Below are 20,050 nucleotides of genomic sequence, written 5' to 3'. Positions count from 1 at the left end.
AACGGCGATCCGTCGATGTGGAAACGTGCCCATCCACCGCACCTGACCGGCGATCTCCCTGCACACGCTCGGCTTCGGACCACTCGCTGACGGCGGGGGTGCCGCGCGCCGTGACAATCGCCTGTCCCAGATCTCCGCCGCCGTCGGCGGGAAAGAACACCGTGTTTACCTCAGGTTCCAGACCACGAACCCGCCCTAGACCCAACCTGCCCTCGCCGCGCAACCCGCACCAACTGGCTGTGCGTACGCCGGAATCCCCAACCAATGGAGGGGAAACCGCGGGCAAGGGCTGGATGCGCTGGTTGTCTCCCTATCTCGGCCGGCACAGGCGACTTGTCGCGGTGTCCCTGATTGCCGCCACTCTCTGGACGGCGGCGCTCGTCACCGCCCCCCTCCTGCAGAAGATCGTGGTCGACGACGCGATCATCGAGCACAGCAAGCCGGTGCTGCCCTGGGTCGCCGCACTGGTGTCCATGGTGCTGCTACGTGCCGTCGCCAGTGGGTTCTGGCGCGAGACCGGCGGCCGGCTGAGCATCCATGTCCAGAACGACATCCGTGACGACCTCTACGCCCACCTGCAGCGGCTGGACGCGGCCGCGCACGAACGCATGCAGAGCGGCCAGCTGGTCTCCCGGGTCAACTCCGACCTCGTCCTCATCCAGCAGGCGGTAGGCCTGTTGCCGCCCGTGCTCGGCACCGTGCTGCAGGTGGTGCTGGCGCTGTTCATCATGGCGACGCTCTCGCCCCTGCTGGCGTTGGTGTTGTGCGGCGTCCTCATCGCGTTGGTCGTCATCGCCAGGCGCCTGCACATGCGGGTGTACGCGGCATCATGGGACGCCCAGCAGCGCGAAGCGGACATGACGACCGTCGCCGAAGAAGCGATCACCGGCGTCCGGGTCGTGAAGGGATTCGGCCAGGAGAAGGCTGAGCACGAACGGTTCGTCGAGTCGCTCACCGGGATGTTCCGGTCCCGGGTCCGGGCGATCCGTCAGCGGGCGCCCTTGCTCGCGACGCTGCAGGCATCCCCCCTCGCCGGACAGGTCCTGGTCCTCGCCCTCGGGGGATGGCTCGCCCTCCACGGGCATGTGACGGTCGGTACGTTCTTCGCGTTTCTTGCGTACCTGGCCGATCTCAATGGTTCGGCGCGGATGCTGGCGATGGTGCTGACGCTGGTGCCTCGCGCGCGATCGGGGACGGAACGGATCGCCGAGGTGTTCGCCGTCCAGCCGGAGGTGGACACCCGGAAGTCCGACTGTGACATCCAGGGTCGCGGTCCCCGCCGTGGCGGCATGGGGAACGGCACCGTCGTGGCGGATGCCAACGGGCCCGCGGCTGCGCGCGGAGCCGACCAGCAGGTCGCCCGACGAACGGAGGAGCCGGCCGACCAGCGCGGGGCGTTCGTGTCGTTCGACCACGTGTCGTTCACCTATCCCGACGGGCCGCGGGCGCTGGACGAGCTCTGCCTCGACGTACTCCCTGGCGAGTCGGTCGCGATCGTCGGGCCCACCGGCTCGGGCAAGTCGACGGCCCTGCAGCTCGTACCGAGGTTGCGGGACGCCAGCGCCGGCCGGGTGCTCCTCGATGGTGTCGACGTCCGCGACCTGAGCCTTCCCGAGGTGCGCCGGCGGGTCAGCATGGTCTTCGACGAGGCGATGCTGTTGTCGGGGTCGATCCGCGACAACATCGCGTACGGCCGATCGGATGCGACGGACGAGGAGGTCGAGAAGGTCGCGAAGATCGCGGCCATCCACGACTTCATCGTCGGCCTCTCCGAGGGCTACGACACCGAGGTCGGCCAGGAGGGGCTCAGCCTGTCCGGTGGGCAGCGGCAGCGGATCGCGCTCGCCCGGGCGCTGCTCGCCGACGCGGACGTCCTGGTTCTCGACGACGCGACGTCCGCGGTGGACGTGCATGTCGAACGCCGGATTCTCGATGCCATGCAGGAGATCGTCGCGGGTCGCACCGTCATCGTCGTGGCCTACCGTGAGTCGACTGTCCAACTGGCCGACCGGGTGGTGCTCGTCGACGGCGGCAAGGTCGTCGACGAGGGTACGCACGACGAGTTGGTGGAGCGGTCGAGTCTCTACCGGGCGTTGATGTCGGAGATGCCGGACCACGCCGACCACGACACCGAGCCGCGTCAACCCGAGCTTGCCGACGGCGAGGCGGCCGTGACCGCGCAAGCATGGCAGCCGGCCGAGCAGCAGGTCGATCCCGTTCGGGCAAGGGTCGGCGATCCTGTCTCGCCCGAGCTCCTCGCGGCGCTCGCGCAGCTGCCGGTCGCCACCGAACGCCCCGGCATCGACGTCCTGCACGAGTCGACCCGCCACGAGGGGTTCAAGCTGTGGCAGATGGTGCGTCCGCAGCGCTGGCCGATCCTGTTCGGGCTCGCGCTGTTGCTCGTCGACGCGCTCGCCGTCCTCGCCGGTCCGCTCCTGGTGCAGAACGGCCTGGAACAGGCCCTCGACAACAAGTCGTTGACGTTCCTGTTCCTCACCTGCGGGGTGTTCGGAATCGTCGCGCTGATCTCCGGTTGCGACGTCTGGGCAACCCACCTGGTGACGTCACGGACGACCGAACGCATTCTGTACGCCTTGCGGATAAGGCTCTTCGCCCATCTGCAGCGGCTCGGGATGGACTACTACGACCGTACGCATGCCGGCCGGATCATGACCCGGCTCACCTCCGACGTCAACGCCGTCGCGGAGCTGATCCAGGCGGGACTCACCAACGCGCTCGTCGCGATCGTGACGTTCACCGGGATGACCGTGGTGTTGCTGGTGCTCAACCCGACGCTGGCGTTGGTGGTGTTGGCGGTGATCCCGCCGGCGACCGTCGCGACGATCAAGTACCGCCGCATCGTCGGTCCGGCGTACGAAAGAGCACGGGAACTCAACTCCGCGCTCAACACCTATCTGCACGAGACGCTCGCCGTGCTGCCGGTGACGCAGGCCTTCCGTCGTGAGGCGGCGAACCTCGCGCACTTCCGGGGCCTTGCCAAGCAGCAGTACGACGCGCGGGCGACGAGCAACCGCGCCACCGCCGCGTACGTCGCGTTCATCGAGGTGCTGGCCGGACTCACCGTGGCGGCGACGCTGCTCGTCGGTTGGCGGCTCATCTCGGCGGGCGAGCTGGAGGTGGCGGAGTTGCTGCCGTTCCTGCTCTACCTGGCGCTCGCGTTCGCGCCGATCCAGCAGATGGCGACGGTCTTCGACGTGTACCAGCGGGCGAAGACCGGGGTCACAAGGATCTCCGCCCTGCTCGCCGAGGAGGTCAGCGTGCCGCGGCCGGAGCAGCCGGAGGAGGTCGGTGAACTCACCGGCGACATCGAGCTGCGGGGCGTCACCCTGCAGTACAACGGCACCCGCAAGCCCGCCCTGCGTTCGGCGGATCTGCGGATCGGCGCGGGCGAACGGGTCGCCTTCGTCGGCCAGACCGGTGCCGGCAAGTCGACGATCGCCAAGGTGATCACCCGGTTCTACGACGCGACCGACGGGCAGGTCGAGGTGGACGGTACGCCGGTGACGCGGTTCGACCCGTCGGCCTACCGGCAGTCGATCGGGTACGTACCGCAGGAACCGTTCCTGTTCTCGCGAACCATTCGCGACAACATCGCCTACGGAACGCCGGACGCTTCCGACGAACTCGTGGAGGCGGCCGCCCGGGCCGTCGGCGCGCACGAGTTCATCGCGCAGCTGGACGGTGGTTACCTGCACGAGGTGCAGGAGCGGGGCAAGTCGCTCTCGGCCGGGCAGCGGCAGCTGCTCTGTCTGGCCCGCGCGCTGGTGCTGGATCCGCGGGTGCTGGTGCTCGACGAGGCGACGTCCCACCTGGACCTCAAGTCCGAACGCCGGGTGGAGCAGGCGATGCGCAGCGCGGCGGCCGGTCGTACGACGATCGTCATCGCCCACCGACCGCAGACCCTGCGGTGGGTTGACCGGGTCGTCACCGTGCACGACGGCCAGGTCATCGCCGACCAGGACACGGCCGACTTCCAGTCCACCCGCCTCGCCGCCGTGTCGTAGCGACGCCAGGACCGACGTCTTCTTGTCGGAGGTATCTCGTCTTCAGGGTGAGATACCTCCGACAAGGCTCGGCCGGGGCGGGCTGAGGCCCGAAGGGTCCTAGAGGGCGCGGACGAACTTCTGTGAGTCGAGGATGCCCATCCCGGTCTCGTCGCAGACCAGCCGGATGGCCTCGGTCTCGCGGCCGACGACGCGTAGGGCGCGGGCACGCTCGGCGAGGTCCGGGGTTCCGGTCGTCGCGGGCTGCCCCTGGTGCGGCTGGTCAGCCTCGACCGGCACCACCTGGCCTTCGGCGGAAGGCGGACGGTGGCCACGCTGGATCGCCTCGGCGAGGGACTTCGCCTCCGCAAGGCCGAGGCCGGTCGCCACTCGGAGCTCCTTGATCGCCATGATCTTCTTGTTCTGGAGCAGCAGCCGGAGCACGGTGTCCAGGGCCGCCGGCTCGACCGGAACCGACAGCACGTCACGTGCCTTCGGACGCTTCCGCCAGGAAAGGACGCCCACCAGGAAGCAGATGGCCACGATGCCGCAGAAGATCAGTACGCCGTCCACCCGGCGATGCTAGCGACCTTCCTGCCCGACCGATTCCGCCCTGTGCGGGTCGCCTTCACACGAAGTGGCGAGGCCGTTCAGGGCGTACGCGCGGGCACGTCGCCGGTGACGAGGTAGATCACCCGGCGGGCCATCGAGACCGAGTGGTCGGCGATCCGTTCGTAGTAGCGCCCGAGGAGCGCGATGTCGACGGCAGCGGCTACTCCGTGCGGCCACGACGCGTCGAGCATCTTCGTGAACAGCTCCCGCCGCAGCTGGTCCATCTCGTCGTCCTCGCCCACCAGGTCGACCGCGCGGGCCACGTCGGAGCCGCGCACGGTGGCGGAGACCTTGCCCACCATGCGTTCGGCGACCGCACCCATCCGAGCGATGGTCTCCTTGAGCTCGTCCGGGATCGCGCACTCCGGGTAACGCATCCTGGCGATCTTCGCGACGTGCTCGGCCAGGTCGCCCATGCGCTCGAGGTCGGCGACCATCCGCAGTGCCGCGACGAGGGCGCGGAGGTCGCTCGCCACCGGCTGCTGGAGCGCCAGCTGTTCGAACGTCTGTTCCTCCACGAGCGCCTGGAGCCGGTCGATCTCCGCGTCGGCCGCGATCACCTTCTCGGCTTTCCGGGCGTCGGCCTCGAGGAGCGCGGCGGTGCCCTCGCGGACCGCCGTCTCCACCAGTCCCGCCATCTGGACGAGCCGGTCGTTCAGGTGCTGGAGTTGCTCGTGGAATGCCTCGCGCATGCCGAACACCGTAAGTGATAGCGGGTCACCGAGCGAACGACCAGCCTGAACACGCGGTGAACTCTGGCCGTCGGACCGGTGCCCCACCCGGCTGGGGGCGCACACTTCCCCGCCGGCCGCCTACCATCGGGAGCTGTGGACGCGACGCTTGCCGCCCTGCTCGGCGGCCTGGTCGGCCTTGCCATCGGTGGTGTGGCCGCGTTCTCGTTCCGGTTCTCCGAACGCGCCCAGGCCCGTGCCCCCGAGCGTCCTGACCCTCCCATTCCGCCCGATGTGGCCAAGGTCCTCGCGGTTCTGCGTTCGGCCGCGGTCGTGGTGGGCCCGCAGGACGACGTACGCCATGCCAGCGCCCCCGCGCGGTCTTTCGGACTGGTCCGGGGCACCCGGATCGTGACCGGGGAACTGCTCGACCTCGTACGCAAAGTCCGCAGGGATGGCGAAATCCGGCAGTGTGACCTGGAGATTCCGCGTGGCCGGTTCGGCCACAACGTCCTGTCCGTCTCCGCCCGGGTCGCCCCGGTGGGCAGCGAGCTGATCCTGATCCTGGTCGAGGACCACACCAAGGAGCGCCGAATCGACTCCATCCGCCGCGACTTCGTAGCCAACGTGAGCCACGAGCTCAAGACCCCCATCGGCGCCCTGACCCTGCTGGCGGAGGCCGTCCAGCACGCGGCCGACGACCCGGACGCCGTACACCGGTTCGCCGGTCGGATGCAGATCGAGAGCGACCGGCTGACCCGGCTGGTCCAGCAGATCATCGAGCTGTCCCGGGTCCAGGCCGACGACCCGGTGGAGGAAGCCGCGGCCATAGCGCTCGACGACGTCGTCGACGCCGCCCTCGACCGGTGCCGGGTCGACGCCCAGGCCAAGCACATCGAGCTTGTCCATGCCGGCGTTCGCGACCTCCACGTCTCCGGCAGCATGCAGCAGTTGGTGATCGCGGTCGGCAACCTCGTCGAGAACGCGGTCGGCTACAGCCCGGAACACTCCCGGGTCGTCGTCGACGTCCGCCACAGCGCGCCGGACGACCATGATCCGGAAGGCTCGGCCGGTTTCGTGGAGCTCGCCGTGAGCGACCAGGGTGTGGGCATCCCGCAGCAGGAGCTCGACCGGGTGTTCGAACGCTTCTACCGGGTCGACCGGGCACGGAGCCGGGCAACCGGTGGCACCGGGCTTGGCCTGTCCATCGTCAAGCACGTCGCCGCCAGCCACGGTGGTGCCATCGCGGTCTGGAGTGTGGAGGGCGAAGGCTCCACCTTCACGATCCGGCTGCCGCTGCGCGGCGACACCGCCACGAGCGGCGACTCTGGCATGACCGGCGACTCTGGCATGACCGGGACGCTGCTGCCGGCGCAGGCCGCCCAGCCCGAGCCCCAATCCGAGTCCCAACCCAAGCCCCAGTCCGAGGCAACTGACGTACGCCAGAAGGAGGCAACCCGGTGACTCGTGTTCTCGTCGTCGAAGACGAGGAGAGCTACAGCGATGCGCTCTCGTACATGCTTCGCAAAGAAGGTTTCGAGGTCGCGCTCGCCGGTGACGGCATCGTCGCGATCGAGGAGTTCGAGCGCGGTGGTGCCGACATCGTGCTGCTCGACCTGATGCTGCCGGGGGTGCCGGGCACCGAGGTGTGTCGGGAGCTGCGGCGCCGTTCCAACGTACCGGTGATCATGGTGACCGCGAAGGACACCGAGGTCGACAAGGTGGTGGGCCTCGAGCTGGGCGCCGACGACTACGTGACGAAGCCGTTCAGCCCGCGGGAGCTGGTCGCGCGGATCCGCGCCGTTCTCCGCCGCGGCATGGAGGTCGGCGAGATCATCCAGGCCGTGCTCGAAGGTGGGCCGGTACGCATGGACGTCGAGCGGCACGTCGTCACGGTCGGCGGTGGGGACGTACGCCTGCCGTTGAAGGAGTTCGAGCTGCTGGAGATGTTCCTCCGCAACACCGGACGGGTGCTGACCCGGGGCCAGCTCATCGACCGGGTGTGGGGCGCTGACTACGTGGGCGACACGAAGACGCTCGACGTCCATGTGAAGCGGCTGCGGGCCAAGATCGAGCCGGACCCGTCGGCGCCCCGGCACCTGGTGACAGTGCGCGGGCTCGGCTACAAGTTCGAGGTCTAGCCGACCCGGCCGCGTTCCACGGTCGGACGGCTTGCTAGGGAGTTGCTGGCTTCGACGGCGCCGGCACCGTGGCGAACGGCCCCTCACGGCTCACCACGAGGACGTTGAGTGTCACCGTTCCGGCCCGTCGGAAGTCGAACGTCAGCGGCACGACCACACCGGCCCGTACGGCTCGCCCGGACAGCGTGGCGGGCGTCGCCTTCCCCTGACTGGTGTCGACGCCCAGCACGCGGATACCCCGGCCCCGCAGCGGCAGGGGGGACCGGCCGAGCGTGGTCCGGCCGCCACGGAACCGTACGGTCTCCAGCGCGTCGTCGACGGAGCTCTGGTTGAGGATCGTGCCGACGAGCGTGGCGCTCCCGTCGACCGCCGAGACGGCGACGACGCCCCGGAGCCGGAGTTCGTCGGTGTCGGCGTGCACTCCCTGGCCTGGTGTGTATGGGTCCTGCGTCTCCGCTCCGATGCTGGCCTCGCAACCGGCGAGCGCGAGCGCGGGCAGGATCACGGCGATCAGGCCGGCGGCGGCCAGGCTACGGCCCAGGCCAGGACGGCTACTTCTTGCTGACTGCACGGTGGCGCTCCCCCTCGTCGGCTCGCACCCGGAGCGCTCGCCAGCGTATCGGGGAAACACCGGCGCCGACCGGAGCTGATCCCGGCGCGCCCACGCTCAGTCGCGGTGTTTTCACGGAACGAACGCCCGCCGCGCCCGTGCCCGGAACTCCCGGGGGGAGAGGCCCTCGGCCTGTCGGAACCGGCGGGTGAAGTACGACTGGCTGGCGAAGCCGCACCGGTGGGCGATCTCGGTCACCGTGAGGTCCGTCGTGGCGAGCCAGGTGCAGGCGCGTTCGAGCCGGAGGTCGGAGACGAACCGGGTCGGCGACGTGTCGTAGTGCCCGCGCATCGTGCGGGACAGGTGCGCCGGGCTCACCCCCGCCAGTTCGAGCAGCCGGGGTACTCCGCCGCGAAGGTTGGACTCCCGTCGCATGGCGGCCCGGGCGCGCACCAGCCAGCCTGGTCGGGTGCCGGGTTCGAGAGCACCGCTCTCGCCGTCACCAACCCCGCCGCCGCTGCCGGCTCCCATGGCGCCGCCGGCACAGAGGAGATCGACGACCTCGGACCAGAAACGTACGAGGTCGCGCATCGTCGGCGCGTCATGGAAGCGGGCGAGCGCCCGGTCGAACGACGTACGCATCACCGTCGCCTGCTCGCCGGTCAGTGACACGAGGGGCGGTTGTGCCCGCCGGTCCCACGCGCCGTACGGATCGGCGTGGCTGAGGTCGACGAACGCCCGCCAGGCGTCGGCGGGAAAGGCGACGTTGACGAACCCCAGCCCACCAGAGGTCCGGCCGGCGATGGCGTGCTCGTCGTGTGGCCGGATGAGAACGATGTCACCCGGCGCGAGCGGTTGAGTCCCGGTCTCGAGGTGCTGTTCGCCGCGGCCGTCGACCACGCTCATGAGCTCGTAGAAGTCCGCGTGCCGGTGCGGGCCGGTCAGGGCCGCCCGTGGACCCAGCCGGACGTGTGCGGCGTGGTAGGGCCGGCCGAGGGCGTGGGCCTCGAAGCGGAGCACGGTCGAGGCTGGCATATCAAGAGATTACATATTTCTGCACGATGAGTGCTATCGGTCGGCTTTCGGTCGCCCGACGATGAAGGTCACGACTCGAGGAGGGATGTGCCGGTGAGCCTTCAGGCGACCGAAGATCACGAGATCATCCAGCGCTACGACGAGACCGGCTACGCCATCTTCCGCAAGGTCATCGACGCGGATCTGATCAACGAAGTACACGCCCACGTCGACTGGCTGCAGGCCCGCAATCCCGAGCTGCGCCCCGAGAACCTCGGCCACGTGCTCATGCGCGACGACCCGTTCTGGGTACGCCTCATCGCAGACGACAGGTTGCTCGACATCGCCCAGATGTTCATCGGCCCGGACATCGCGTTGTTCGCCTCGCACTACATCTGCAAGCCGGCGTACTCCGGCCAGCCCGTGCTCTGGCACCAGGACGGTGCCTTCTGGCCGCTGGAACCCATGCGGGTGGTGACGTTGTGGCTCGCGGCCGACCCGTCCACGCCGGAGAACGGTTGCGTACGCCTCGTGCCGGGAACCCACAAGCTCGACGTGGCGGGCATGCGCGACAACACCGAGGTGGAAAGCGTTCTGGGCAAGGAGATCGCGGTCGACATCGACGAGGACGCGGCCGTGGACGTGATCCTCGAACCAGGTGACGTCGAGGTCCACCATCCGCACATCGTCCATGGGAGCAACGCGAACACGTCGCCGCATCGCCGGTGTGGCCTCACCATCCGCTACATCCCCACCACGACAAGGATCGTGACCGATGACCCGCCGTGGGCGAGCGCGTTCCACCTGCGGGGTGAGCCGGGGGTCAATCCGTACCAGCCGCGACCGCGGTACGTGGCGGGCAAGCACCTGCCGTTCGCCGGCTGTGAGGAGTGGTCGTAAGCCGTCGCCGAGTCGCCGCCATGGCCGCGGCCAAGTCGGCCCGCGAGACCGTGACGGAGTCGTCAAGCGGACTCGTTCACCTGCGTGAACACGATGATCGGCTTCTTGTCAAGCCCACATCCCGGCCCTGACCTGCGGAAACGTCGAGGGCGTCCCGATCGCCCCGTGTTACCCTTGTCACCAAGGAAGGGGTACCTGACATATGACTTTCAAGGTCGGCGAGACAGTGGTGTACCCCCATCATGGGGCGGCCGTCATCGATGACATCGAGATCCGCAAGGTCAAGGGCGAGGACAAAACGTATCTAGTTCTCCGCATTGTGGCCCAAAGCGATCTCGTCGTCCGTGTCCCTGCAGACAACGTAGACCTGGTCGGGGTTCGCGACGTGGTCGGTCAGGACGGGCTCGAGAAGGTCTTCGAAGTCCTGCGCGCGCCACACACGGAGGAGCCGACCAACTGGTCGCGACGCTACAAAGCCAACCTGGAGAAGCTCGCCTCGGGCGACGTTATCAAGGTGGCCGAGGTTGTCCGTGACCTCTGGCGCCGGGAGCGTGACCGCGGCCTGTCCGCGGGTGAGAAGCGCATGCTCGCCAAGGCTCGTCAGATCCTCGTCTCCGAGCTCGCGCTCGCCGAGAACACCAACGAGGACAAGGCCGAGACGCTTCTCGACGAGGTACTCGCCTCCTGAGGTTCGTCCGCATCGGCCCCGGCCTTTCGAGGTCGGGGCCGATGAGCTGCCCTTCCGCCCTGTCGCTCGTTCCCTTCCTTCCATTCCTCGCCAGTCGGCGCCCTTGACCCTTTCCTTGTCAGTGATGCCATGAGAACCGCCGCGATCGTTCCTGCCGCCGGGCGTGGTGAACGCCTGGGTCCTGGCCGTCCCAAGGCGCTTCGCCTGTTGGGCGGTGCCCCGTTGCTCGTCCACGCCGTCCGCGCGTTGGCGCGGGCCCGGGGTGTTTCGCTCGTCGTGGTGGCCGCGCCTGGTCCCGATGTCCCGGCGGTCGAACGCCTGCTGGCCGATTTCGAGTGGGGCGCCGACGTCGAGGTGGTGCGGGGTGGGGAATCCCGACACGGCTCCGTCGGTCGCGCGCTCGCCGCGTTGCCGGCCGACGTCGATGTCGTGCTCGTCCACGACGCCGCGCGCCCGCTGGCGCCGCCGGAACTCGTCGAGGCCGTCGCGTCCACCGTCCGGCAACGTGCCGACGCGTGTGTGCCGGTCGTCCCTCTCACCGACACGGTCAAGGAGGTCGCCGCCGACACGGTCCTACGCACTCCCGACCGCAGCCAGTTGCGGGCGGTCCAGACACCGCAGGGGTTCCGCCGGGCGGTGTTGGCGAAGGCGCACGCCTGGGCCGCGGAGGCCTCCGCCGAGGAACTCGGCGCGATCACCGACGACGCCGGCCTCGTCGAACGCCTCGGTATCGCGGTGACGGCGATTCCTGGTTCGGAGGAGGCGTTCAAGGTGACCCGGCCGCTCGACCTGGTGCTGGCGGAGGCCCTCCTGGCCCGACGACGAGCCGACGGCGCCCGCTGACGCACGGGCGTGGGAAGGATCCAGACGTGAGCGACGGTCTGCCCAGGGTGGGGATCGGCGTCGACGTTCATGCGTTCGCTGCCGGCCGGCCGATGTGGGTGGCCGGGCTGGAGTGGCCCGACGAGGAACTCGGCCTGGCCGGTCACTCCGACGGTGACGTAGCCGCGCACGCCTGCTGCGACGCGCTGCTGTCCGCCGCCGGGCTGGGCGACCTGGGCAGCCAGATCGGGACCTCGGATCCGGCGTGGGCCGATGCCCGGGGCGCCGACCTGCTCGCCGAGATGGCCGGCCGGGTGCGGGCAGCGGGGTGGCGGGTGGGGAATGTCGCGGTGCAGGTCATTGGCGTACGACCCCGGATCGGGTCGCGCCGGGAGGAGGCCTGCCAGGTCCTCAGTGCCGCCTGTGGTGCCACGGTGACGGTCTCGGCGACGACGACCGACGGGCTCGGGTTCACCGGTCGCGGCGAAGGTCTCGCCGCGTTCGCCACCGCGCTGGTCCTGCCGGCGGCCAGCTAGTCACCTAGTCCGACGAGGGCGCCGGGCACTGGGCGCGGACACTACTGTGTGCGCATGAGGGGGCCCGACCAACCGCTCGACGATGGCGGACCACTCGCGCACGCTTTCTCCGTGACCCCGGTGTCGGTCAGCCTCCTGCTCATCGTCCTCGCCGTCGCCGGGGGCGCCGTGCTGGCCTTGTGGTGGACCAGCGGGCGAGACGCCCGGGTGCCGCGGCGTCCTGCGTACCACCCGATCAGCGAGGAGCCGTCGGGCGAGGTGTGCTTCGTTCCCCCGGACGGGGTCCGACCGGGCCAGCTGGGCACGGTCGTCGACGAGAGCGCCGACGTCGTCGACATCGTGGCGACCGTGCTGGACCTCGCGGTCCGTGGTCACGTGGTGATCGAGGAGCTGCCACGCCCGTCCCCTTATCGCCGGCCGGACTGGGTGATCCGCCGTACGCCGGAGAGTGGCGAGGGCGATCTCGCGCCGTACGAACGGGTCCTCCTCGCCCTGCTCCTGGGCGGCCCCGGCGACGATCGGCACATCCGCAGGGACAACGGCACGCGCAGCGTCGCGGTCTCGGCGTTGGCGGGACGGTTCGCCGACGGCCTGCGCCAGATGCAGGAGCAGCTCTACGCCGATGTCCACGCGAAGGGCTGGTTCCGGCAGCGCCCGGACGCGGTGCGTTCGCCCTGGACGACGGCGGGTGGGGTGCTTTCCCTGGTCGGTCTGGTGGCCACCGTCGGACTGGGGTACGCCGGCCTGGGTCTGGTCGGGCTCGGTGTCGTGCTCGCCGGCGGGATCCTCGCGTGGGGCGGCGTGGTGGCACCGGCGAGAACCGCGCGCGGCAGCGCCCTGCTGAGCCAGTTGCACGACCTGCGCGGCTACCTCGAACTGGCGCCCGGCTCCGAACTTCCGGACACGTCGCGGGCGGAGCTGGTCGCGCGGATCCTTCCGTACGCCCTGGTGTTCGGCCTGCTCGACCGTTGGGCGCGCATCTTCGCGGCTTCGGGACGGCCGGGCGATCCCGACGCCGGCCTGCAGTGGTACGACCCGCCGCAGATGTGGCACCGGATCGACGTACCTGACTCGTTGGACGCGTTCGTCACTACGCTGTCGGGCGCGATCTCGACCTCACGCCGGTTGCGACTCTAGATGTACCCGGCCAGCACGTTGGTCACAGTCGGCTGATCGGAGGTAGCCAGCCGCCCTCGACTATGGACACACTCGGGCGTACGACGTGAAGAACCCGCTACTCTCGCCGCCGGGAGGGAGGCAGGAGACAGATGACTACCGGGTGGCGCGCAGCGGTCGCGGTCTCGATGCTGGCGGGGTTCTACGTTCTGGCGTTCGCGGTGATCGGGGGATTCGCGTTCGCGGCGTACTACATCGCGACGCACGCGAACGGCGGTACGCAGATCGTCCTCGCACTCCTCGCCGCCGCCGCCGCGATCGTGGTCGGCTTGGTCAAGGCGCTGAAGCGTCCCCCGTTCACGCCACACGGCGTGCCACTGCACGAACGTGACCAGCCGCACCTGTGGGCGATGGTGCGGGACCTGTCGGAACGGGTCGTCACCGGTCCGCCGGACGAGATCTGGCTGGTACCCGAGGTCAACGCCGCCGTCACCGAGGACGCGTCGCTCCTCGGTCTGCGCAGCGGCCGGCGCTACATGCTGATCGGGTTGCCGCTGTTGCTCACGATGAACGCCGACCAGATGCGCGCGATCCTCGGCCACGAGCTGGGCCACTACTCCCACGCCCACACCAGGCTCGGCGAGATCAACTACCGCGGCCGGATCACGATCGGCCGGACGATCGAGCAGCTGCGCGACGGGGGCATCACCCGGACGATCGTCCGTAAGGTCTTCGAGCTGTACGCGCGGCTGTACTTCCTGGTGGAGAACACCGTCAGCCGGCAGCAGGAGCTGGAGGCCGACCAGGCGGCGGCCGCGGTCGCCGGCAGACACGCGATCCAGACCGCGCTGCGGGAGCTGCCGGTCCTGCTCGCCGCGTGGAACTTCTACCTGAAGAACTACGTGACGTGGGCGCTCGACTACGGCATCGCCCCGCGTGGGGTGTTCGCTGGTTTCCCGCGGATGCTGCAGGCTCGGCACGGCGAGCTGTCCCGGCTGCGGGGCGAGGAGCTCGACGAGCGGACGTCGCGCTGGGACAGCCACCCGTCGACGCCGGAGCGGATCGCCGCCCTGCAGGGCGCGCCGGAGATCGGGACACACACCGACCCGCGGCCGGCCTGGCGGATGCTCGCCGGGATCGAACGCCTGATGGTGGAACTGGAGGAGGCGGTCCTCGACTTCGGTGACCGCCAGCTGCTCGACTGGTCGTCGTACACCGCGCAGGGTGTCCTCGCCGCCGAGCAGCGGCGCGCGGACGGCATGTACCGCGCGTTGTCGCGGGTGACCGGTCGTACGCCCGAGTCGTTCGAGACGATCCTGCGGGCCGCCGAGGCGGATAGGTTCGGCGAGCTCTACGACCTGATGGTGCAGGCCAACGCACCGCAGGGTGGCCTGGTCTCGGTGTTCACCATCGCGGCGATTCGCAGTGGGATGGTCCGGGTGGAGCATCGGTGGGACCGCTCGCCCCGGTTGCTGTTCGCCGACGGCGAGGAGTTCGACATCAAAGCGGTCCTGGAGACCCTCGAGTCCGGCCCGAACGGCGCCACCCGGGTGCGGGCGTGGCTGCGCAAAGTCGGCATCGACATCGCGCTGGCGGCGCCACGGCAGGCACGGGCCGACGCCAGCGGCGCCAATGTCGTCGGTGCGATGGCCAACGTCAAGGTCGGCAAGGACAGCATGGATCTCCTCATCACCGACGAGGGACTGGTCTTCACCCCCTGCCCCAAGGCGACCGACCAAGGCAAGAAGCGGTTGACAGAGCTCGTCGGAAGTCAGCCCGTCGCCCAGCTGGCGGCGCGGCCGGAGAACCTCTGGATCCCGTTCGAGGAGATCGCTTCGGCGACCATGCACCGGATGATGCCGCTCAAAGCGGCCCTGGCGCTGCACAACGGGTCGACGTACGACATCCAGGAGACCCTCTCCGGGGAGGAGCTCGGCAAGTCCAGCGACACGCTTCGGCAGGTGATGCAGAATCTCGGCGCGCGCACGGCTGAGGCCGGCCGAGCATGATCGACGGGGCGCCCCCTGGGTACCCTGGGCGACATGAACCTGCGCCTGTACGACACGCGCACGCGTGCGATCCTTGACTTCGAGCCGCGACAGCCCGGCAAGGTCACGATGTACGTCTGTGGCGCCACCGTACAGAGCCCGCCCCACGCCGGACACGTGCGGTTCGCCGTCGACTTCGATCTGCTCCGTCGCTGGCTGCTGCACCAGGGCATGGACGTCGCATATATCCGCAACGTCACCGATATCGAGGACAAGGTCCTCGCCAAGGCGGCGCTCGAGAAGACGCCGTGGTGGGAGCTCGCCTACCGGAACGAGCGCGCGTTCTCCGAGGCGTACGACCTGCTCGGCTGCCTCCCGGCCACGCTGGAGCCGCGGGCGACGGGCCACATCCCGGAGATCATCGCGCTGATCCAGCGGCTGATCGACGCCGGGCACGCCTACGCGAGTGGCGGTGACGTGCTGTTCGACGTGCGGTCGTTCGCCGACTACGGCGCGCTGTCGGGTCAGCGGATCGACGAGGTCCAGCCGGCGGGTGACACCGAGAACGTCGAGGCCAAACGCGACCCCCACGACTTCGCGCTGTGGAAGGGCGCGAAGCCCGGCGAGCCGTCGTGGGACACCCCGTGGGGTCCGGGCCGGCCGGGCTGGCACATCGAGTGCTCGGCGATGTCGACGAAGTACCTCGGGCCGGAGTTCGACATCCACGGCGGCGGTCTCGACCTGGTGTTCCCCCACCACGAGAACGAACGTGCCCAGTCCCAGGCGGCGGGTGACCCGTTCGCCCGCTACTGGCTGCACAACGCCTGGGTGACGGCGGCCGGGGAGAAGATGAGCAAGTCGCTGCCCAACTCCGTCCTCGTCTCCGAGGTCGTCCGAAGGGTCCGGCCGGTGGAGCTGCGGTTCTACCTCGCGCAGCCGCACTACCGCTCGATGGTGGAGTACTCCGAGGAGGCCCTGCAGGAGGCGGCCGCGGGTTACCAGCGGTTGGAGAGCTTCGTCCTGCACGCCGTGGAGTTCGTCGGCGAGTCGGTGGGTGCGGCTCCGATCGACGACCGGCCTGCGGTGCCCGGGGCGTTCACGGCGGCGATGGACGACGACCTGGGCGTTCCGCAGGCGCTCGCCGTGGTCTACAACGCCGTCCGCGAAGGCAACTCCGCGCTCGCCGCCGACGACAAGGAGGCGGTGCTGGCGCGGCTGGTCGAGGTACGTTCCATGCTGTCGGTCCTGGGTCTCGACCCGATGGACCCGCGCTGGCGGGAGACCGGCGGTGCGGACGAGTCGCTGCGGTCCGCGGTCGACGTGCTCGTGCGGGCGTTGCTGGACGAGCGTGAGCAGGCCCGGGCCCGCAAGGACTGGGCGGCCGCCGATGCCGTCCGCGACCGCCTGCGCGCCGCCGGGATCGACGTGACCGACACTCCGCACGGTGCGCGCTGGAGTGTCGCCAGCCACCGGGTGGCGAGTCAGCAGGTGGCGAGCCAGCCGCCGGAGAGCGAGTGAACGTGCCCGACCTCGCCTTGTTGGAGGTTCGTCGCTGTAGAAGGCGACATTCCTCCCACAACTCGCCGTCCCGATCCTGCGGAGGATGCCGTGCCCGGTAACGACAGGCGCCGGGGCGCGGTCCGCAAGCGCGCCTCCGGCAACCCGACGGCCGGCTCGGGCGGTCGGCGAAAGCGCGGCCTCGAAGGCAAGGGCCCGACACCCAAGGCGGAGAATCGTCCGTACCACAAGGCGTACAAGCGTGCCCAGGCGACGAAGGCGGCCGGGAAGGGCGCCGGTGCACGTGGCTCGGGTCGGCGGCCCGACTCGGGTCCGGGTCGGCGTTCCGGTGCGGGTGAGCGGGCCGAATGGATCGTGGGCCGCAACCCGGTTGCCGAGGTGCTGCGGGCCGGCGTTCCGGTCAGGTCCGTGCACATCGCCGAACGCATCGACCGCGACGATCGGGTCCGGGAGATCCTCCGCCTCGCGGTGGACAAGGGCCTGCCGTTGTCCGAGGTGACCCGTACCGAACTCGACCGGCTGACCAGCGGTGCGGTACACCAGGGCGTCGCCGTGCAGGTTCCGCCGTACGCTTACGCCGACGCCGACGACCTGCTGCAAGGTGCCCTTGACAGTGGCCGGCCGCCGTTGCTGGTTGCGCTCGACGGTGTCACCGACCCGCGCAACCTCGGTGCGGTCGTTCGTTCGGCCGCGGCCTTCGGTGCGCACGGTGTGGTGGTGCCCGAACGCCGGTCCGCCGCGATGACCGCCTCGGCCTGGAAGGCGTCGGCAGGTGCCGCGCTGCGCGTGCCGGTGGCCCGGGTGGTGAACCTCACCCGGGCTCTTCGTGCGTACCAGCAGGAGGGTCTGATGGTGGTCGGTCTGGCCGCCGACGGAGACGTGACGATGGCCGAGGTCAAGGAGCTGGCCGAGCCGGTCGTCCTGGTGGCGGGCTCAGAGGGGCGAGGGTTGTCGCGGTTGGTCCGCGAGACGTGCGACCAGCTGGCGCGGATCCCGATCGGACAGGACGCCGAATCGCTCAACGCCGGGGTCGCCACGGGAATCGCGCTCTACGAGGTCGCCCGGCGCCGCGGCCTCCGCTGACGCGCATCGTCGCAGCGCACGGAACAATCCTGGGGACCACCACAGGAACGCTCATCGAGGTAGCAGGAAACGGGACCGCCCACTGAACACGGAGGAGCTCCCGGGTGGCACGGGTCAGCAAGGAGTTCGTGGTCGTCGACGACCCGAGGTTTCGGGAGTGCCATGCCTCGACCGTCCTCCCGCTCGGCGAGCGCCGGCTTCTCGCCGCGTGGTTCGGCGGCAGCAGAGAGGGCGCGGGTGATGTGGCGATCTGGCTCGCCCGCAGGGCGCCGGGGCGCGGCTGGTCCCGCCCGGTCAAGGTGGCCGACGAGCCTGACCTCCCACACTGGAACCCGGTGCTTTTCCGGGCACCTGGCAGCGCCGAGATCTCCTTGTTCTACAAGGTGGGGCACCGGATCCCGGCGTGGTACACGAGGGTCATCCGGTCGACCGATGACGGTTACACCTGGAGTGAGCCGCGCGATCTCGTCGCCGGCGATGTCGGCGGCCGTGGTCCGGTGAAGAACAAGCCGATCGTGCTCGCCGACGGATCATGGGTGGCACCGGCCTCCATCGAACGTGAACACACCTGGGACGCGTTCGTCGATCTGTCGTACGACGAAGGACGCAGTTGGCGGCCGAGCCGGCTCGTGCCACTCGACCACGCGACCTTTCCCGGCAAGGGAGTCATCCAACCGACGCTGTGGGAGTCAGCACCCGGCGTGGTGCACATGCTGCTGCGAAGCACCTGCGGCTGGGCGTGCCGGAGCGACTCGACCAACGGTGGTCACACCTGGAGCCCGGCGGTGACGACGGCGCTGCCCAACAACAACAGCGGTCTCGACCTCGTACGCCTCGACGACGGCCGGCTGGTGTGCGTGCACAACCCGGTCGGAGTGCCGTCCGGTCCGCGTACGCCTCTGGTGGTCGCGAGCTCCACCGACAACGGCACCAGCTGGGTGCGGGACGCTGTGATCGAGGACGAGCAACCGCCCCTTGACGGTGAGTTCTCCTATCCCGCCGTGGCGGCGGACACGGAAGGGGTCGTGACCACCTACACCTGGCGGCGGCGCGGCATCGCCTGTGCACGCGTCGATCTCGATGCCGAACCGGCGAGTCCGTGACAGAGTACGCAGGTGAGGCGCGGGTTGACCCCGCGCCCGTTCGATCGACGTGCCCCACGCCGGACTGTCGGTAATGTCGCGGAGGACCGATGCGGACCGAACGCCTGCTCCCCACCAGCGAGGCCAACGACCTCCTGGCACTGGTCCGGGAGATCGCCACGCAGGAGCTGGCACCGGCCGTGTCGGAGGCCGAAGCGGCGGCGAAGTTCCCGCGTGAAGTGTTCCGGCTGCTCGGAGGCTCCGGCCTGCTGTCGTTGACGTTTCCGGAGGAGTACGGCGGCGGCGCCCAGCCGTACGAGGTCTACCTGCAGGTGCTGGAGGAGTTGGCGTACGCCTGGCTCAGTGTCGCTGTCGGCGTGTCCGTGCATTCCCTCGCGTGTTCCCCGTTGCTGGCGGCGGGAACGCCGGAGCAGCGGGCCGAGCTCCTTCCCCGGTTTCTGTCCGGCGAAGTGCTGGGCGCCTACTGTCTGTCCGAACCCCAGGCCGGTTCCGACGTGAGTGCCATGACCACCCGAGCGGTGCGCCCTGATGGGCGTATCGAGGATGGCGACGCCAGCGACGCCAGCGGCTCTTCGGCTGCTGGGTCGGACTACCTCGTCGACGGGACGAAGGCCTGGACCACCCATGGCGGTGAGGCGGAGTTCTACACGTTGTTCGCGCGTACATCGGCGGATCGTAGGAAGGGAATCAGCTGCTTCGTGGTCGACGCGGGCGTCGAGGGGCTGTCCTTCGGCGCTCCGGAACACAAGATGGGACTCACGGCCTCCCCGACCACCACGGTCCATTGGGACGGGGTACGCGTCCCCGCCGCGCGACGGATCGGTGCCGAAGGCGATGGCCTGAAGATCGCACTCGCGGCCCTGGACAGCGGCCGGCTGGGTATCGCCGCCTGCGCGGTCGGGCTCGCGCAAGCCGCCCTTGACACCGCCGTGGAGTGGGCGAAGCAACGCGAACAGTTCGGCAAGCCGGTGATTTCCTTTCAGGGCTTGGGATTTCTGTTGGCCGAAATGGCGGCTGCCGTGCACAGTGCCCGGGCGACCTATCTCGATGCGGCGCGGCGCCGCGACCGTGGACTGGCCTACAGTACGCAGGCCGCTATCGCCAAACTGGTCGCCACCGATGCCGCCATGAAAGTGACCACAGACTCCGTTCAGGTGCTTGGCGGGTACGGATATACGCACGACTTTCCGGTGGAGAGGTTCATGCGCGAGGCAAAGGTCCTGCAGATTTTCGAAGGGACCAACCAGATCCAACGTGTCGTGATCGCCCGCGACCTTGCCCGCTGAGCACCGGAGCGCACCCGC

Annotated in this window: 17 protein-coding genes; 13 read left to right on the top strand and 4 right to left on the bottom strand. The window is 69.5% G+C overall.

Going from position 1 to position 20,050, the window contains the following annotated elements; all coding sequences use genetic code 11:
• The first annotated feature begins 293 nt into the window (after positions 1–293).
• The gene (locus ABNF93_RS12605; protein WP_349328156.1) at positions 294–4,025 is read left to right on the top strand and encodes an ABC transporter ATP-binding protein; all 3,732 of its coding nucleotides are present in this window, start codon (positions 294–296) and stop codon (positions 4,023–4,025) included.
• A gap of 99 nt (positions 4,026–4,124) precedes the next feature.
• On the opposite strand, the gene ABNF93_RS12600 is transcribed toward ABNF93_RS12605, so the two are convergent.
• Together ABNF93_RS12600 and phoU are read right to left on the bottom strand one after the other, a co-directional pair.
• Positions 4,125–4,577 (bottom strand): ribosomal protein L7/L12, encoded by a 453-nt coding sequence (locus ABNF93_RS12600; RefSeq protein ID WP_349328155.1) that lies wholly within the window; start codon positions 4,575–4,577, stop codon positions 4,125–4,127.
• A 77-nt stretch (positions 4,578–4,654) separates the two neighbouring features.
• The gene (phoU, locus tag ABNF93_RS12595; RefSeq protein ID WP_349328154.1) at positions 4,655–5,308 is read right to left on the bottom strand and encodes a phosphate signaling complex protein PhoU; all 654 of its coding nucleotides are present in this window, start codon (positions 5,306–5,308) and stop codon (positions 4,655–4,657) included.
• Positions 5,309–5,443: 135 nt separating this feature from the next.
• On the opposite strand from phoU, the gene ABNF93_RS12590 reads away from it, so the two are divergent.
• Together ABNF93_RS12590 and ABNF93_RS12585 are read left to right on the top strand one after the other, a co-directional pair.
• Positions 5,444–6,751 carry a sensor histidine kinase gene (locus tag ABNF93_RS12590; RefSeq protein WP_349328153.1) on the top strand — a complete coding sequence of 436 codons (1,308 nt, stop codon included), beginning with the start codon at positions 5,444–5,446 and terminating at the stop codon, positions 6,749–6,751.
• Positions 6,748–7,428, top strand: coding sequence for a response regulator (locus tag ABNF93_RS12585; RefSeq protein WP_349328152.1), 681 nt, complete (start codon positions 6,748–6,750; stop codon positions 7,426–7,428). Before ABNF93_RS12590 ends, ABNF93_RS12585 begins: the two co-directional genes overlap by 4 nt.
• Before the next feature lie 34 nt (positions 7,429–7,462).
• Here the strand turns inward: ABNF93_RS12585 and ABNF93_RS12580 are convergent, their stop codons facing one another.
• Positions 7,463–7,999: a hypothetical protein gene (locus ABNF93_RS12580; RefSeq protein ID WP_349328151.1), complete on the bottom strand. Its 537-nt coding sequence runs from the start codon at positions 7,997–7,999 to the stop codon at positions 7,463–7,465.
• 111 nt (positions 8,000–8,110) lie between these two features.
• Positions 8,111–9,013: a helix-turn-helix domain-containing protein gene (locus tag ABNF93_RS12575; RefSeq protein ID WP_349328150.1), complete on the bottom strand. Its 903-nt coding sequence runs from the start codon at positions 9,011–9,013 to the stop codon at positions 8,111–8,113.
• 93 nt (positions 9,014–9,106) lie between these two features.
• On the opposite strand from ABNF93_RS12575, the gene ABNF93_RS12570 reads away from it, so the two are divergent.
• The 10 genes from ABNF93_RS12570 (at position 9,107) to ABNF93_RS12525 (ending at position 20,032) form a co-directional block, all read left to right on the top strand.
• Entirely contained in the window at positions 9,107–9,892 is a 786-nt protein-coding gene (locus ABNF93_RS12570) for a phytanoyl-CoA dioxygenase family protein (RefSeq protein WP_349328149.1), read from the top strand.
• A gap of 202 nt (positions 9,893–10,094) precedes the next feature.
• A complete protein-coding gene (locus ABNF93_RS12565) occupies positions 10,095–10,580 on the top strand; it encodes a CarD family transcriptional regulator (protein WP_349328148.1) in 486 nt (161 codons plus the stop codon).
• 129 nt (positions 10,581–10,709) lie between these two features.
• On the top strand, positions 10,710–11,423 hold the full coding sequence (ispD, locus tag ABNF93_RS12560; protein ID WP_349328147.1) for a 2-C-methyl-D-erythritol 4-phosphate cytidylyltransferase: 714 nt from the start codon (positions 10,710–10,712) through the stop codon (positions 11,421–11,423).
• 26 nt (positions 11,424–11,449) lie between these two features.
• A complete protein-coding gene (ispF, locus tag ABNF93_RS12555; protein ID WP_349328146.1) occupies positions 11,450–11,938 on the top strand; it encodes a 2-C-methyl-D-erythritol 2,4-cyclodiphosphate synthase in 489 nt (162 codons plus the stop codon).
• A gap of 54 nt (positions 11,939–11,992) precedes the next feature.
• A complete protein-coding gene (locus ABNF93_RS12550; RefSeq protein ID WP_349328145.1) occupies positions 11,993–13,075 on the top strand; it encodes a DUF2207 domain-containing protein in 1,083 nt (360 codons plus the stop codon).
• Between the two features lie 131 nt (positions 13,076–13,206).
• Positions 13,207–15,063, top strand: a complete 1,857-nt coding sequence (locus ABNF93_RS12545) for a M48 family metalloprotease (protein ID WP_349328144.1) — start codon at positions 13,207–13,209, stop codon at positions 15,061–15,063.
• Positions 15,064–15,096: 33 nt separating this feature from the next.
• Positions 15,097–16,560 (top strand): cysteine--tRNA ligase, encoded by a 1,464-nt coding sequence (gene cysS / locus ABNF93_RS12540; protein WP_349328143.1) that lies wholly within the window; start codon positions 15,097–15,099, stop codon positions 16,558–16,560.
• 90 nt (positions 16,561–16,650) lie between these two features.
• Positions 16,651–17,643, top strand: a complete 993-nt coding sequence (gene rlmB, locus ABNF93_RS12535) for a 23S rRNA (guanosine(2251)-2'-O)-methyltransferase RlmB (RefSeq protein ID WP_349328142.1) — start codon at positions 16,651–16,653, stop codon at positions 17,641–17,643.
• 104 nt (positions 17,644–17,747) lie between these two features.
• On the top strand, positions 17,748–18,746 hold the full coding sequence (locus ABNF93_RS12530; protein WP_349328141.1) for a sialidase family protein: 999 nt from the start codon (positions 17,748–17,750) through the stop codon (positions 18,744–18,746).
• Positions 18,747–18,835: 89 nt separating this feature from the next.
• Complete coding sequence (locus ABNF93_RS12525; RefSeq protein ID WP_349328140.1) at positions 18,836–20,032, top strand: acyl-CoA dehydrogenase family protein; 1,197 nt, start codon at positions 18,836–18,838, stop codon at positions 20,030–20,032.
• The last annotated feature ends 18 nt before the right edge of the window (positions 20,033–20,050 follow it).

The sequence above is a fragment of the Actinopolymorpha sp. B9G3 genome (genome assembly GCF_040120725.1).
Lineage (GTDB): Bacteria > Actinomycetota > Actinomycetes > Propionibacteriales > Actinopolymorphaceae > Thermasporomyces.
The sequence above is the reverse complement of the archived record's forward strand: the minus strand, read 5'-3'. Positions and strand labels throughout refer to the sequence as shown.

Excerpts from the sequence above, each read along its gene's own strand:
- ABNF93_RS12605 (WP_349328156.1), top strand. The coding sequence starts at position 294 with ATGCGCTGGTTGTCTCCCTATCTCGGCCGGCACAGGCGACTTGTCGCG.
- phoU (WP_349328154.1), bottom strand. The coding sequence starts at position 5,308 with ATGCGCGAGGCATTCCACGAGCAACTCCAGCACCTGAACGACCGGCTC.
- ABNF93_RS12575 (WP_349328150.1), bottom strand. The coding sequence starts at position 9,013 with ATGCCAGCCTCGACCGTGCTCCGCTTCGAGGCCCACGCCCTCGGCCGG.
- ABNF93_RS12565 (WP_349328148.1), top strand. The coding sequence starts at position 10,095 with ATGACTTTCAAGGTCGGCGAGACAGTGGTGTACCCCCATCATGGGGCG.
- ispD (WP_349328147.1), top strand. The coding sequence starts at position 10,710 with ATGAGAACCGCCGCGATCGTTCCTGCCGCCGGGCGTGGTGAACGCCTG.
- ABNF93_RS12550 (WP_349328145.1), top strand. The coding sequence starts at position 11,993 with ATGAGGGGGCCCGACCAACCGCTCGACGATGGCGGACCACTCGCGCAC.
- ABNF93_RS12545 (WP_349328144.1), top strand. The coding sequence starts at position 13,207 with ATGACTACCGGGTGGCGCGCAGCGGTCGCGGTCTCGATGCTGGCGGGG.
- cysS (WP_349328143.1), top strand. The coding sequence starts at position 15,097 with ATGAACCTGCGCCTGTACGACACGCGCACGCGTGCGATCCTTGACTTC.
- ABNF93_RS12525 (WP_349328140.1), top strand. The coding sequence starts at position 18,836 with ATGCGGACCGAACGCCTGCTCCCCACCAGCGAGGCCAACGACCTCCTG.